This is a genomic window from Pseudoalteromonas rhizosphaerae, from assembly GCF_028885455.1.
Taxonomy (GTDB): Bacteria; Pseudomonadota; Gammaproteobacteria; order Enterobacterales; family Alteromonadaceae; genus Pseudoalteromonas; species Pseudoalteromonas rhizosphaerae.
Genome location: NZ_CP118496.1, coordinates 4,695,628 through 4,710,815, shown reverse-complemented (window position 1 = coordinate 4,710,815; position 15,188 = coordinate 4,695,628). Strand labels below are relative to the sequence as shown.

The following is a 15,188-nucleotide window of genomic DNA, read 5'->3' as shown; positions in this document are numbered from 1 at the left end:
ATGGCTTTTAACCTACCTGAAAAAGTACAAAAGTTGACAGTGTGTATAGATGACAAAGAGCTGGGTGTGCTAACTCATGATGCAATACACGATTATAAGCAAACGCAAAATGAATTTAATCTATCATTAACTATGACTGAAAAAGGCATGGATGATAGTTATCGATCTGGTGCATTGCATCCTATTTTTGCGCAAAATTTGCCTGAAGGGCATAACCGTAGATACATTGCACAAAGGCTTGCTCGTTACGCCAAAGTTAACGACATGTACTTATTAGCTTTGCAAGGAAGTGATGGTATTGGCATGTTATCTTACCAAGGTGACTTTAAATTACCGCAAGTTGATAGCGTGTCACTTAACGATATTCTTACGTATTCGCATGCACAGCCTTTATTTCCGCAGTTATTAGAAAAATACTATCTCAGGAATACCTTGTCAGGAATGCAACCCAAAGTAAGTATTCCAAGTGTTGAGCGAACAGTTCATCAAAAAGATCTGATCGTAAAATCATTTGATGAAGAGTTTGAGCTGCTTACTGTTAATGAATATGTGTGCATGCAAGCAGCTAAATATTGCGGTCTAGCACCGCCAAATACGTATTTATCTGATAACCTTGAAACATTTGTGATTGAACGCTTTGATCGTGGTGAAAGTGGCACTCAGTTGCTAGGTTATGAAGACTTTACAACTTTGATGAAGCGCTCTTCAGATCCCGATGAAAAATATCGGGGAAGTTACGAAACTCTACTGAAAGCAACCTATTTGTACACGAATAATATGCTCGAAGTTGAAAAAATGTATAAGTACATTGTTTTCAGTTGTTTAATTGGTAACGGTGACGCCCATCTTAAAAATTTTGCGCTGCAGTACACGCCAGATATGAGCAATATTTTTGTTTCTCCACCTTTTGATATTACTCATACATTAATTTATCCAACCATTAATAATAAAATGGCACTTAATATTTGTAAGAGCAAAGAGTTCCCAGACTGTGAGCACTTAATTAAGCTAGCTAATCAAGGGTATATCGTAATTAGGAATGCGCAAGAGATTGTTGAATCGTTAGCTCAAGGGGTTATAGAGTATGTTTCAAGGTCACAAGAAGTCTTGCTCTTAAGTGGTTTAAAAGAGTCGATTTTAGCTGGAGTTGATAAAGTGATGACTGCAACTTACAACTCAAAATCATATCGCCATGATAAAAAGAAAAAGTTTGAGTAATAGCAGAAATCACTTAATTCAATATTTACCAAGCGTAACTTGCTGAGAACATTATATTACGTGGTCGCCCAGGAAAATAACGGTCGCCAGTAAAGCTGGTGTAATCGGCACGCTCTGCATAGGCGGTATCAAATAGATTGTTAATGCGCGCGGTTAGTTTCAATTGTTCAGTCAGTTGCCATGCTGCGCGTAAATTTAGTAAGTCATGGCCTGCGTAACTGTGTTGGTTTTCAGGATCGGTAAAATAGTCACTGACATGATGCCACTCAATAGCAATTAAGGTGTTATTGGTGACTTGCCAGTTAGCTTGTAGGTTGGCGATATTACGCGGTGCTGTGTCTATGTCGTTACCGTTAATGTTTACTTCAGATAAAACTTGGTCATAGTCGTATGTGTGTATTGCATGGCTTGCTGCTAGGGCAAGTTGAATCGACTGAGTAAGTTGATAATCCAGCTCCAGTTCAATACCACGGTGCTGAGTTTGGCCATCATTAATGGTGAAAAAATTGCTGTCGCGAAAAATCACGTTTTGTTTATTCATCGTATACGCAGAGACTACATAGTGCAGTTGTTGATATTGCCCTTTGAGGCCCACTTCTAGATTGTCTGCTGTTTCAGATTCGAGATCAGCCACTTGTTGTTCGCGCTGTAGCTGATAAAGTTCAGCCGCTTGCGGCGCACGGTAACCGCGAGATAGGTTTGCATATAAATAATTATCAGCACTTAATTGATAACTCAAGCCAAGTTTAGGCGATGTATTGGTAAAGGTATTCTTACTACTTGGCGGGCGCGAGTAACGACAACCGCCAAATCCACATTCGCTGCCATTCTCGTCAGTGCGACCAGCCAGCATATTATTGGTGTAGTCGTAATCAAGCTGCTCAAAGCGTGCGCCTAAACTGATAGCGAGTTGCTGCCATTGCCAATCAAGGCTAATAAAAGGGGCGAGTAGGGTGCTGGTTACATCGTAATCGTAATGCTTACCTTGTGGCACAGTTGCTACTAAAAATGCTGAACCTTGAGTTGGCTCGTCTTGATATTGCAAAAAATCTGCACGGGTGTATTCGCTGTCTAGCCCTAAATTAACAGTTAATTCGTTTGAATACGTATGCTGCCAAAGTGATTGCACGCCAACGCCATTTTGGCTGTTTTCTTCAAGCGGTGTGCCCGGTAAAAAATGCTTAAAGAAGGTCATACTTTGATTGCGCACATACGGGGTAATGGTTAGCGTATCTTTTGCTGTTTGCCATTGTGTTTTTGACCAAAGCCGAAATGAGCGGGCTTTTCTAAATGCATCAGGATCAAAGTTTTGCTGGGCTATTTCATCGTTTTTATAGCTTTCAAAGCCTTCAATAAATCCGGCAGTTTTTTGATCTAAGTGGGTATAGCTCAATCCTGTTGTGACGGATAGATCATCACTTGTATAGCGATGGCGCAGATTGAGCTTTTCTTGGTCTACGCTTTCATCATCACGGTATCCGGTATCGCGAGTGATACTGGCATTGATACCAAATCCGTGATTGCCTAAATCTTTTCCGCTGCGCAGTTTGAATCGGTTGTAACCGTAAGAGCCTAAATCAACGCCGAGCAAATGTTCATCATAAGTGGTATCAGGGGTGATCACATTAATTACGCCATGCACAGCATTTGAGCCGTAAAGGGCAGAGCCTGGGCCTTTTAAAACTTCAATACGCTGCGCCATTTCGGTGTGCGCTTCAAACAATTCGTTAATATTGCAAAAGCCTGCCGCACGCAGGGGGATGCCATCTTCGGCTGTTAAAATACCGCCACAGGCGCCAGCGCCAGAAAGCACCGGAGAGCGCAGTGCGGGCAAATATTCTTGACCGTTACCATGTTGCACATTGGCACCTGCAACTTGCTTTAATACTTGCTCGATATGGGTCGGTGCGATTAAATCTAACTGCGCTTTAGTGATACTGCTTATTACTAAAGGTAGAGGGTCGGCGCGTACCTCAGCACGAGATGCTGTAGTGGTAATGCGTTCAATGTCGTTTTGCGCGGCGAAAGAATTAAAGGCTGTAGGTGTGATCAGCGCCAGACATAATAATCGAGAAAGCATGAAAGCCCTTTATCTAAAATATTTCAAAAGGGCAGGATATAACCTTTTTTAGGAATTCTAAAGCTTTAGCGATAAACGCTTGTTAGTTTAATGTAGAGCTGTTTAGTTATTTGCTCGTGTTGTTTTAAAATTAACATAGCAGTGAGTAACATTAATAAGAAATATAAACTGCCACCACTGCTGCCGTCTTTATGATTAACATTGGCTATTTTGTCTTCTTTGACACGGGTTTTAAATGAACCAAGTTCAGCATCTAAGTTTGTGATCATGTCATCAACAGCTAAGCTAAAGCTGCCTTGCGACTGCTCGTTTAAGGTTTCATCAATACCGACGGCTGTACTGCGTTGCTCTACTTTGTTAATTCCCGGAGCTCGAAACAGCATTTTTCTACTTTTCACATCGAAAACAGCTGTATCAACAAAAGTTTGTACGGTGTTTTCGTTGCCAGGAATAACGTATAACCCCACAATTGTTAAATATAAGAATGCAGCATTATTTTCGAGAGTTTGTGATACTTGGTCATATGATACCAGCGCAATAATATCAACGTCATATAATCTAGATACTTGCTCAAGAGTGGTAAATCCTTGACCTCCTTTTAAATAACTACTAGGAATAACTTCAATACGGTCAATGTAGTCATATTGCATAAACTGTTTTTTTACTTTCTCAAGCAAGGCGATTTCGTCGTTACTGCGAATGCCAGAGTCATATTGATTGGGAATAAATGCAATACCTACAGTGGCAGGTAAGTTGAGTGTTGGCACGCTTGGTTGATGGGCTTGGCGACTTTGTTCATCAGGGTATAGAAAATCCACCAAGCTACTTGAGCGCGTTTTTTGATTCGCATTTTGGCTGAGCATAGTGCTGCAGCCAGCTAACGAAGTAATTACAATCACCAAAACCAATTTTAGAGTTTTCATATTATTCCTTTTTATAATTAAGTGATCCGATGAGTTTGAACCTTGAACGATGAAAAAGTTCTCACTGTGCTATTTTAAGATAATGTTAGTTAGTACATTAGATTGCTTAATAAACTCCTCATCGTGGCTCACCAATATAAAGCTGCCAGTAAAATCAGCCAGATTTTGCGCAAGATGTTGCTTGTTAGCCAAGTCTAAGTGGTTATCGGGTTCATCGAGTAACAATAAATAGTGCTGCGCATTTTGCGCCGCTATAAGCATGGCTAATTGCATTTTCTCGCCGCCGCTTAATTGACTAATTGGCCGATAAATATTCTCTCCCTTAAAGCCAATATTCGCAAGCAAATGGCGTACTGTTTGTTGTTTTAGCTGACAGTGTTTTTCTAATGCATTGCATAAAGTGTCTGTTGCTCCTAAAAAAGAGCTGTGTTGATCGATATAAAGCACTTTACTATTTAATTGAAGCGCTGTTGATACTGGTGAATTTGCCGAGTCATTAATCATCCGGAGTAATGTTGACTTACCGCTGCCATTGGCTCCTTTTAGGTGTAACTTATCACCACTAAAAATTTGCAGGGTGATTGCTTTATTAGCGCTTGAAAATGGCAAAGTAAGTTTTTCAATAAATAGTAGGCGTTTATTGCTAGTCGGTTGCGTAAACTTTACTGTTTTAGCTTTACTATTTGGTAACTGCTGTTGAAGTGTTTGGCGTTTTTCGGTTAGGGCTTTGCGTTTGGCTGAGGCTAGCCGCTCAGAAGCGCCTTTACTTGCTTGGGCACTGTTTTTCTTAAAGTCTAACATCACTTTTGGTTGGCTGGTGGTGTTACGTTTTTTATTACCTTGTGCTGCTCTTTGTTGGGCTTTTTCACGATTAAGCTGGGTTTGCTGAAGGTGTTTTTGTCGCTCCTTGTCAAGATTATTAATTTGCTTTGTAAGCGCAGTTTGTTGCAGCGATTTCTGTTGGCTAAAATGCTGATAGTTACCCGTTTCATAATGAACACCTTGGCTGCTGAGCTCAATAATAGCATCGCATTGATTAAGTAATTGGCGGTCATGACTTACTACAATTACTTGCCCTTTAAACGCATGTAATTGGTCAATTAGCCATTGCTTTGCTGATTGGTCTAAATGGTTACTTGGCTCATCTAAAATCAGTAAATCAGGCTTTGTTTGCAACGCGCAAAATAGCATTAAACGCCGCTGTTGACCGCCGCTTAAATGCTTAATTGGCTGGTTTAATGAGGTATCAATAGCAAGGGCTAAAAGTTGTTGTTTGTAATATTGCTCGCATAACCAATCATCATTGATTAGGTTAAAGTCAGCCTCATGGCAGCTTCCTTGTTCAATACGATTAAGGGCGGCTAACTTTTTATCAACTCCTAATAGTTGTGCAATTGTAGATGACGATGTTTGAAGGTGCTGCTCACTTAATTGTTGTTGTGAAATAAGCACGCGAGTACCACTAAATTCAACATGTCCCGTACTAGGTTGTTGTTGGTTTGCCAATATACTCAACAATATTGATTTACCGCTGCCATTAGCACCAATGATCGCGGTGAGCTTTTCATTTATTGAAAAACTAAGTTGTTTAAATTGAGTTTGGCCATCAGGGTGTTGATAGCTTAAATTGTGGATGTGTAATGTATGCATAATGCCTCTGGAGTGTTCAGGGCATGGCGCGCAAAGCAATTAAAATTAACTAGGTATCGTTAAGTCGATATCAAGATATATGACGAATTTTGCGCCCACTAACCCTGTAAATTCAAAAAATAAAACGAATTTCAACAGGTGTTAGTTATTCATTAATGCGCAAACTCCAGTAAGGTAAGTGAGTTAATAATATACGAATATGTTGTGAGCTGTCAGCCAGTTTTTATTATTTATTCTCTTTAATATAGCTAACTAATTGTTTGTTAAAACACAAAACTGTAAGCACTCACTACCTTTACAAAGTTTACAATTCATTTCATCTTTCATTCAGGCTGACTTGTTAGGCTTTAATTATTCACACAGATTATGCTAGGAAGTAGCTATGAATAAATTAATCCCCCTGTCTTTGGCTGTACTTGGTTTGAGCCTATTACCGTTTGCAGTAAATGCTAAGCACGAGCGCGAACATGATCGTTATGAACATCGCCATGAGCATCATCATGAGCATAAAAAGCACAGTAAAAAGTACCATAAAAAATATTATAAAAAACACCATAAGTCAGCAGATTATAAAAAGTTGCCGCCGGGTTTATACAAGAAAGTAGGCTACGGGCATGGCTTACCGCCGGGTTGGTATAAAAAATATCATCGCGGCGATCGCCTTGATAGAGATATTTACCGCCGTGGTCGAGTTGTTGAGCGTCATGACCGAAAGGGGATAATTTTACTGGAAGTTGATGATCAGCTAATTCATTTAGTGCATGACACTCGAGAGATTCTCTCTATTGTTACTCGTCACTAAATTTTTACCAAGTCACAACTTGATGTAGGGTTATTTAATTTACTTCATAACGAGTTCATGAATTATTGCTATTCTTTAAATGAACTAAATAGGGAGTAAAATATGAAAGCACTTCTATCTACTGCTTTGCTTGGCTTAGTACTTTGCAGCGGCGCAGCTTTTGCAAAAAATGATAACCATGACAAAGACAAAAATAAAGGTAAAGGGAGTTTACCGCCAGGATTACAAAAAAAAGTTGATAATGGTGGTCAATTGCCTCCTGGTTGGCAAAAAAAGTACCACAAAGGTGACAGATTAGATTACGATATCTATCGCCATGGTCGAGTAGTAAAACCGATAGACCGTGATGGTCGTATTACGATTGAAATAGACGATACCATCATTCATATGGTGCATGATACTCGCGAAATTTTGTCAATTTTAAGTCGTTATTAATAAAGGATTATTGAATGCTAATTGTGCTGGTAAGTATATTAAGTGTGTTATTAGTTGTGACACTTTTACCTATGTCTTTCAGCCAGCATTATTTAATTCGTAGTTGCGACTTTGTTCGTTTACAGGTTTTTTATCTTGCATTGGCTGGGTTGCTTTTAGGTGTTTATTTTGCATTAAGTGGACTATCGCCTTTGGTTGTATCGTCGCTAATCATGGCAACTGTAATTTTGCTTATTCAAGGTAAATGGATATATCCTTATACTTGGCTTGCTAAAAAAGAAGTGGCGCAAAGTCCCGCAGGCAGTGGGCATAGTATTCGTATTATGTCGGCTAATGTGTTGATGTCGAACACTCGCTACCAAGACTTAATAGATTTAGTCCATGAACATCAGCCAGATTTACTTATTACGCTTGAGTCAGATACTAAATGGCAACAGCAACTTGCAGCCATTGAAGAAGATTATCCATACAAAATATTTTGCCCGAAAGATAATCGCTACGGCATGCATTTATACAGTAAATATAAAATAAAAAAACAACAAGTATGTGAGCTTGTAGAAAACGATATTCCCTCAATTCACGTTCTATTTGAGACTGCAGAAGGTCTTGAAGTACAAGGTCATTTTATTCATCCTGCTCCTCCAAGTCCTACCGAAGAAGATACCTCTAGGCCACGAGATACCGAACTTATTTTGCTTGCTAAGGCATTAAAGAATAACAAACGTCCAACAATTGTTGCCGGCGATTTAAATGACGTTGCTTGGTCAAGAAGTACCCGTTTATTTATGGAAATCAGTGACTTTTTAGATCCACGCAAAGGCCGAGGATTTTTTAATACCTTTCATGCTGGGTATTTCTTTATGCGCTGGCCGCTCGATCACTTATTCCATAGCCATGGTTTTACTGTTAAACGTATAAAACGGCTAGAAAAATATGGCTCGGATCATTTTGCTCTTTTAACTGAGTTAGTGCATAAGCCTGATAATAGTAACCAGCAACTAGATGACGACATGGATATTCAAAAGGCGGTTAATGAATTGCAAATGGAGAATACTTCTAGCCGAGAAGTGCCTACCTTTAATGATGAAGTAAGTAAAATATAGCTAATAACCGTTATTGTACACTTAACTTATTTAGTCATAAAAAAAGGGCCAATTAAGGCCCTTTAGAGTATTTTTTATTGAGAGTTATTAGCTATTGATCATAATGGTTTTGATGTTAACAAATTCACGAATGCCAAAGCCGCCATGCTCACGACCATAACCACTGTCTTTAACACCACCAAATGGTAAGTTTGGCTGGGCCAGCCCATAACCATTTATGTTAACCATACCGGTATCAAAATGCTTTTTAGCAAGCTCAATGGCTTTCTTTTCATCTTTAGAAAAAATACCGCCGCCCAAGCCATAACGTGAGTCATTAGCGATACGCATTGCATCTCCATTATTCTTAGCTTTGATAAGTGAAGCGACCGGGCCAAATAGTTCATCGTCGTAGGCCGGCATGCCGGGAGAGAGGTTCTCAAGTAATGTGGCTGGATAGAAATAACCCGTTTGCTTAGGTATTTCGCCACCAGTCACAATAGACGCACCAGCCTCAACTGATTGCATTACTTGTTTATGAATTTTGTCTCTTAAATCCTCGCGTGCCATTGGACCAAGATCGGTGTTTTCATCCATAGGATCGCCAACTATTAAGGCGTTAAATTGCTCTGTTATGCCTTTTTTAAACTCATCGTATAAGGCTTCTACTACCACAAAACGTTTTGCTGATACGCAGGTTTGCCCGTTATTAATCATCCGCCCTTGCACACAGGTTTTAATCGCAAGCTCTAAATCTGCATCATCAAGCACTAAATAGGCATCGTTACTGCCAAGTTCTAATACGGTTTTTTTAACGTGTTTACCAGCGTGTTCAGCTACTTTTTTACCAGTGCCATCACTGCCTGTGAATGTCACTCCACGAATTGCGCTGTGGCTTATTAGCTCGCTGGCAGTTTTGCCATCGATTAATAAGTTTTTAAACACATGGCTTGGAAAGCCTGCTTCAATAAACAATGCTTCGATTTTTTCAGCCATACCAAACACGTTACTAGCGTGTTTTAGTACAGTGGTATTGCCTGCCATGATATTAGTAACGGCATAACGTACAACTTGATATAGCGGAAAGTTCCAAGGTTGAATGCCTAATAAAACGCCTGTTGGCTGGTAGCTAATAACGGCGTGACCATTTTCCATTGGGCGTTCTTCATCAGCCAATTGAACTTGACCGTGCTCGGCGGTGTAGCGGCAAATTGCTGCGCAGAGCTTGACCTCTTGCAAACCTTGCTGATACAACTTACCCATTTCATTAGTCATAAGTGTGGCTAATAATTTTTTATGTTGTTCAAACAGATAGGCTAGCTGGTTTAAATACTTGGCACGATCAGTGAGTGAAATATGACGCCAATCTAAGAAAGCCTCATGACTTTTATCTATCTCGGTTTTTGCTTGTGCTAAAGTAAGCAGCGTATATTCTGCAATGGGTTGTTCAGTACTTGGATTGATCGTTGTTACTGTATTAGTCATCATAATCTCCTTACGAATAGTATGTAGGGAGTGTGCAAAGCTAACACCAACTATGTATTAATTTGTTTTATATTTTTAATGTGCTGTAATTATTGGTTTTTTTATAATTTTTGATTCATTCTATTATTATTTTTAGTGATCATTTAGTTTTATGTCGGTAAAAAGTGCAGGCGACTGAAAAAGTTACAAGGAGTATGTTGTGGCGTTATCTTTTTTTAATACGCATTTAGCGCTTATTCAAGCGCCGATGGCGGGTGTGCAAGATTTTCGTTTAGCTGCTGCGGTGAGTAACGCAGGTGGTTTAGGATCATTACCCTGTGCAATGCTCTCAAAACAACAGTTAGTGAGCGAGCTTGATAAACTGACTCAAGCGACAAGTAATCCCTATAACCTTAACTTTTTTTGTCATACGGTCGGTGATTACACCAGCCAACAAAAGCAGCAATGGCATAATTTGCTAGCGCCTTATTTTGATGAGTATGGTATTGATGCTGAAAGCTTAACTGCAGGGGCTTCTCGTCAACCTATTAGTCAATCGGTTGTTGATATTATTGCCCCTTATAAACCCGCAGTGGTGAGTTTTCATTTTGGTTTACCTGAGCAAACGATTATGGCGCAAATCAAAAGCTGGGGCACTAAAGTGATTTCAACCGCTACCACTTTAGATGAAGCTATTTGGCTGAGTGAAAATGGCGCTGATGCTATTATTGCGCAGGGTTTAGAAGCAGGAGGCCATCGAGGGCATTTTTTATCAATGGATTTAAGTCTGCAGCAATCAACTGTGCAATTAGTTCAAAACTGTGTGGCACGTCTTTCTTTGCCTATTGTTGCCGCAGGCGGTATTGCAACCGCTGATGATGTAGAGCAAATGCAAGCTTTAGGTGCAGCCGCTGTGCAAGTCGGGAGTGCTTACTTATTATGTCGCGAGGCACAAACCTCAGCGCTTCATAAGCAAGCAATTTTAAATCAGAAAACGGATAATACTGCGCTTACTACGTTATTTTCTGGTCGGGCGGCACGAGGCATTCAAAATCGTGTAATGAATGAGTTAGGCGCTTTGGCTATAGGTGTGCCTGAATTCCCTCATGCCAGTACCGCGATAACGGCACTTAGAGCAAGCGCTGAAAAAGCAGGGCGCGATGATTTTTCACCACTTTGGTGTGGCCAAAAGCATGTGCCTCGTGTTGATATGTCGGCGGTAGAGATCACTCATTTACTTATGAAAAAGTGATTGGTTTAAATGAGTCAAAGCCCTAACTTATTACTGCGTGATAGTTATCAATAATTAGTAATATGTTTGGCAATCTCTTTTAGTAAATAGGTTTCGCGCAGGATTGATTGGCCTTGTTTATCACTGGTTGCCAGCGTTCGCTCATTATGAGCAATGGCATCATGAATGTTAACCCATTTAGCAACCATGCCATTTTGTTGCTCATAATGCTCTAGTTGGGCTTGCCCTAATTGCGTATCAAGACTACAAAAATAGCAATAAGACTTTATATGGATCACTGCAAAATCGTCTTTATACCAAGGGCGGTATTCTTCATAAAGCCCAAATTCACCGAGTACTTTGATGTTTTGTGCGCCAGTTTCTTCTTGTAGCTCGCGGATTAATCCTTGCTCTATGCTTTCACCTTCATCAATGCCGCCGCCAGGCAAGCTGAAATCTTCATAGCGGGCAGTGTACATTAATAAAATATCAGTGCCTTTTAAGGCAATAGCACGGCTCGTTAGGCGAGTAAATTGACGTGGTTCGCTGGCACTCACACTGGGATGAACGGTGCTTTTAAGTAAGCGCATCAGAATGTTCCTTAAAATTTAATTTAAAAATTATATCTCAAAAAAGATCTAAATCTATTTAGACAGCGTAAATTTCCAGTTAAGCATCGATTTTGTAGAATAAGGCAGTTAAGATGTTAGGCTGGGCAATGATAACAAGCATAGGGATTTATCATGTTAAACATACTGTTAGTTGATGATGATAGCGAGTTTAGTGATGTCGTTTGTCATATCGTAGAGTTTTTAGGACATAACATTAATACTGCTGCTAATTTAGCAGAGGCTGAGCAGTGGTTTGTAAATAATACCTTTGACCATGTATTGTTAGACTTTATGCTGCCTGATGGAAGTGGTTTACACTTGGTTGAGCACCTTAAAAATATTGGTCAAAAACCAAAAATAACCCTTATTTCAGGTCATCCTTCAGTCAAAGGTAAGTTGGCTGAAATGTGTGAGCCTAACGTTGGTCATCTAGTTAAGCCCTTGCAGCGCGAAGATATTGAGCGCCTTCTCAACCCTAAAAAAACCACGGCTAAGAAAAAAGCCGAGCCAAGTATTAAAAAGCATTTTGGCACCTTAATAGGTGAATCGCCGCAAATGCAGCATTTGTATACCATGATTGAGCGCGTTGCTAACACCAACGCCAACGTAATGTTAATGGGTGAAAGTGGTGCTGGTAAAGAAGTTGTCGCACAAGCGATTCATAATGCTAGCGCATGTACAGGACCTTTGGTGGCTACTAACTGCGGTGCGTTATCGAAAGAACTTATTGGTAGCGAATTATTTGGCCATGAGAAAGGGGCTTTTACTGGCGCTATTGCCCGTAAAGATGGGGTGTTTGAACAAGCAACCGGCGGAACATTATTTCTAGACGAAGTGACTGAAATGCCAATAGATATGCAGCCTAATCTATTGCGAGTGTTAGAAACTAAAAAAGTAACCCGAGTAGGTGGCAGTAAAGAAAGTGCGGTAGATTGCCGAGTTATTTCTGCGACTAACCGCTCATTAGAAGATTTAGCGCAAAATAATGTTATTCGTGAAGATATCTACTTTCGGTTAGCGGTATTTCCTATTGATATTCCACCACTGCGTGAAAGAAAAGAAGATATTGCCTTATTGGCCAATGCTTTTTTAAATCAACTAAATGAAGAAAATAATACTGACTTTCAATGGCAGACGGCACAATTAAAGTTACTTGAAAGCTATGATTGGCCAGGCAATGTTCGAGAACTGCGCCACGGCATTCATCGTGCTTTTATTATGAGTGATCCAAAAGGTAAAGCGATTACTTTGCCAGATAACTTAGAGTCACCATTTTCACGAGTGAATAAGCAAACTCAAGCAAATCAAGTGACTGCAGGGCAAACTATTGAAGAAGTTGAAAAAGAGCTGATCCACGCTACGTTGGAGAAAGTACAAGGCAATAAAACGCTTGCAGCACAAATGCTAGGTATAAGTACTAAAACTTTATACAACCGTCTAAATGCCTATGGTGGCATTGGCGAATATAGCTAAATTAAACTCAAGTAATCAACCAAGGGGTAGCATGGCTAATAACGATAAAATCAATAAGTTGATTCATGATGCACGCGGACCACTGAATCGTATATCGATGAATGCAGAATTGATCAAATTAGTGCTAGAAAATGATATGCCAAAAGAAAAAGCATTGGCAGCACTTGATAAAATAATAAGTAATTGTCAGCAATGCAGTGACAGCTTGGAACAAATATCGAATCTCGGCGTCGTTGAATAAGATAATATAAAAGGATTATAAATGAAGCTGCAAAAGCAACAAGGTAAGGTCAAGGTAACCTGGGCCAGTTTTATCGCGGTGCTGCTGTGTATTGTGGTGGGGAATGCGATTTTGGCAATGAATACCATTCAAAGCCTGACTCAAACCCAACAGCGTTTAGATGACACTAATATGTTAAACACCGCAATTGAGAAGCTTCATCTTTCAATTGTGCAGGCAGAATCAGGACAACGTGGTTACTTATTAACGGGCGATAAAGATTATTTAGCACCCTACAACGACGCTATTATGCAGCTCAATTCACAAGCTACACTGGTTAAAAATTTACGTACTGAAATTGCAGGCCAAGCAGATAAAGTAGCGCGTTTACTATTTTTGGTTGATGATAAAGTTGCGGTATTAACCAGAACCGTTGATTTAGCGTTAGCAGATAAAGAACGCCGTGCCCATTATTTACTAGAGACGCATCAAGGCCGTAAGCTTTACGAACAAATTAGAGAGCTCGCTGATGAAATTCAAGATGCGGAATCTGCTTTTAAAGCTGTGCAGTTTCGAAAGTTAGGGCAAATTAAAAAAGAAGCTAAACTCACTTTTGCAATTACTGCCGTAACAAGTGCTTTATTGATCCTTGGTATGTTTATGCTCACGCGTATTAACTTACATACAGCGGCAAAATATCAGCAGGAACTTGAATATCAAAACGAAACACTGGCTAGTAAAGTGACCGAGCGTACACAAGAGCTGACCTTGTACTCTGATGAACTAAGTCGCAGTAACCGTGAGCTTGAAGAGTTTGCCTTTGTAGCGAGTCATGATTTGCAAGAGCCACTGCGCAAAATTCAAGCATTTAGTGATCGCTTAGAAACCATGTTTAAAGACGAATTGGGTGAAAAAGGTGTTGATTATATCGCGCGTATGAAAAATGCAGCGCAAAGAATGTCTAATTTAATTAATGACTTGTTAGAGTTTTCGCGAGTGACAACACGTGGTAAAGACTTTGCCGATACGGATTTAAAGCAAGTACTTGATGATGTGCTAAGCGATTTAGAAATTGCGATTAAAGAGTCAAATGCGCAGGTCAACGTGGGCGAAATGCCAGTAATACAAGCTGATCTGAGCCAAATGCAGCAGCTATTTTTGAATTTGATTTCAAATGCGGTGAAATTTAGACGTCCAGATGTGGCACCAATTATCACTATTGAGTATCAGCATCATACTGAATTTAATGATGATTATAATACAGAGCTGGAATGGCAAATCATTACAGTGAAAGATAATGGTATTGGTTTTGCGCCAGAATATACCGACAAAATTTTTGTTCCGTTTCAACGTCTGCATGGGCGTTCGCAATATAAAGGCACGGGGATTGGTTTATCCGTGTGCCGACGTATTGTAGAGCGTCACGGCGGTACGATAGCGGCACAAAGTGAAACCGGTGAGGGAGCAACCTTCATCATAAAACTACCTGTGGAAAGCGAGCTTTTCACATTGCAAGGAGAGGCTTAAATGCCATTTTCTAAAGTAAAGCCAATCACCATTTTAATGGCTGATGATGATGAAGATGATCGTTTATTAACGCAAGACGCACTCGCTGAAAGCCGTGTATTAAACGAGTTATACTTTGTTGAAGATGGTGTGGAGCTTTTGGAGTACCTAGAGCGTAAAGGTAAGTTTGAAGACAAAAACTCATCGCCACGACCTGGGTTGATTTTATTGGATTTGAATATGCCACGCATGGATGGACGCGAAGCGTTGCAAGCGATTAAAGGCAATTCAAACTTAAAAGGTATTCCTGTAGTTATTTTAACCACGTCTAAGCAAGAGGAAGACATGGTTAAGGGTTACGATTTAGGCGCGGCTTCATACATTACTAAACCAGTTACGTTTGATGGTTTAGTTGAACTAATGAAAACGTTAGGTAAGTACTGGGTGGAGTTTGTAGAGTTACCTAGTACGTTTAATGACTAAATAAAAAACT

At 39.9% G+C, this 15,188-nt stretch carries 14 protein-coding genes; 9 read left to right on the top strand and 5 right to left on the bottom strand.

Annotation, left to right across the window (positions count from 1 at the left end; genetic code table 11):
• Entirely contained in the window at positions 1-1,218 is a 1,218-nt protein-coding gene (locus PVK79_RS20325) for a type II toxin-antitoxin system HipA family toxin (protein ID WP_257324324.1), read from the top strand.
• A gap of 25 nt (positions 1,219-1,243) precedes the next feature.
• Here the strand turns inward: PVK79_RS20325 and PVK79_RS20320 are convergent, their stop codons facing one another.
• The 3 genes from PVK79_RS20320 to PVK79_RS20310 form a co-directional block, all read right to left on the bottom strand.
• Complete coding sequence (locus PVK79_RS20320; protein WP_257324323.1) at positions 1,244-3,298, bottom strand: TonB-dependent receptor; 2,055 nt, start codon at positions 3,296-3,298, stop codon at positions 1,244-1,246.
• Between the two features lie 65 nt (positions 3,299-3,363).
• The gene (gene rhlP / locus PVK79_RS20315; RefSeq protein WP_182731815.1) at positions 3,364-4,221 is read right to left on the bottom strand and encodes a rhombotarget lipoprotein; all 858 of its coding nucleotides are present in this window, start codon (positions 4,219-4,221) and stop codon (positions 3,364-3,366) included.
• A 69-nt stretch (positions 4,222-4,290) separates the two neighbouring features.
• Complete coding sequence (locus PVK79_RS20310; RefSeq protein WP_182759597.1) at positions 4,291-5,871, bottom strand: ATP-binding cassette domain-containing protein; 1,581 nt, start codon at positions 5,869-5,871, stop codon at positions 4,291-4,293.
• 382 nt (positions 5,872-6,253) lie between these two features.
• Between PVK79_RS20310 and PVK79_RS20305 the strand changes: the two genes are divergently transcribed.
• From PVK79_RS20305 to PVK79_RS20295, 3 genes are all read left to right on the top strand, one after another.
• Positions 6,254-6,673, top strand: a complete 420-nt coding sequence (locus tag PVK79_RS20305) for a hypothetical protein (RefSeq protein ID WP_182759596.1) — start codon at positions 6,254-6,256, stop codon at positions 6,671-6,673.
• A gap of 102 nt (positions 6,674-6,775) precedes the next feature.
• Positions 6,776-7,108, top strand: a complete 333-nt coding sequence (locus PVK79_RS20300; RefSeq protein ID WP_145241208.1) for a hypothetical protein — start codon at positions 6,776-6,778, stop codon at positions 7,106-7,108.
• Between the two features lie 14 nt (positions 7,109-7,122).
• Positions 7,123-8,211, top strand: coding sequence for an endonuclease/exonuclease/phosphatase family protein (locus PVK79_RS20295; protein WP_257324313.1), 1,089 nt, complete (start codon positions 7,123-7,125; stop codon positions 8,209-8,211).
• A gap of 87 nt (positions 8,212-8,298) precedes the next feature.
• Here PVK79_RS20295 and PVK79_RS20290 read toward each other — a convergent pair whose 3' ends face one another.
• A complete protein-coding gene (locus PVK79_RS20290) occupies positions 8,299-9,675 on the bottom strand; it encodes an NAD-dependent succinate-semialdehyde dehydrogenase (RefSeq protein ID WP_257326405.1) in 1,377 nt (458 codons plus the stop codon).
• Between the two features lie 199 nt (positions 9,676-9,874).
• Here PVK79_RS20290 and PVK79_RS20285 point away from each other — a divergent pair, with 199 nt between their 5' ends.
• Positions 9,875-10,906 carry an NAD(P)H-dependent flavin oxidoreductase gene (locus tag PVK79_RS20285; protein ID WP_182820224.1) on the top strand — a complete coding sequence of 344 codons (1,032 nt, stop codon included), beginning with the start codon at positions 9,875-9,877 and terminating at the stop codon, positions 10,904-10,906.
• Positions 10,907-10,953: 47 nt separating this feature from the next.
• On the opposite strand, the gene PVK79_RS20280 is transcribed toward PVK79_RS20285, so the two are convergent.
• The gene (locus PVK79_RS20280) at positions 10,954-11,475 is read right to left on the bottom strand and encodes an NUDIX hydrolase (RefSeq protein ID WP_145241200.1); all 522 of its coding nucleotides are present in this window, start codon (positions 11,473-11,475) and stop codon (positions 10,954-10,956) included.
• A gap of 153 nt (positions 11,476-11,628) precedes the next feature.
• Here PVK79_RS20280 and PVK79_RS20275 point away from each other — a divergent pair, with 153 nt between their 5' ends.
• From PVK79_RS20275 to PVK79_RS20260, 4 genes are read left to right on the top strand one after another with little or no spacing between them, the layout of a single operon-like run.
• Complete coding sequence (locus PVK79_RS20275) at positions 11,629-12,969, top strand: sigma-54-dependent transcriptional regulator (RefSeq protein WP_257324308.1); 1,341 nt, start codon at positions 11,629-11,631, stop codon at positions 12,967-12,969.
• Positions 12,970-13,000: 31 nt separating this feature from the next.
• Positions 13,001-13,210: a histidine kinase gene (locus PVK79_RS20270; protein ID WP_145241196.1), complete on the top strand. Its 210-nt coding sequence runs from the start codon at positions 13,001-13,003 to the stop codon at positions 13,208-13,210.
• A 21-nt stretch (positions 13,211-13,231) separates the two neighbouring features.
• Positions 13,232-14,716, top strand: coding sequence for a sensor histidine kinase (locus PVK79_RS20265; protein ID WP_182759593.1), 1,485 nt, complete (start codon positions 13,232-13,234; stop codon positions 14,714-14,716).
• Positions 14,717-15,178: a response regulator gene (locus PVK79_RS20260; protein ID WP_145241192.1), complete on the top strand. Its 462-nt coding sequence runs from the start codon at positions 14,717-14,719 to the stop codon at positions 15,176-15,178.
• Positions 15,179-15,188: the final 10 nt, after the last annotated feature.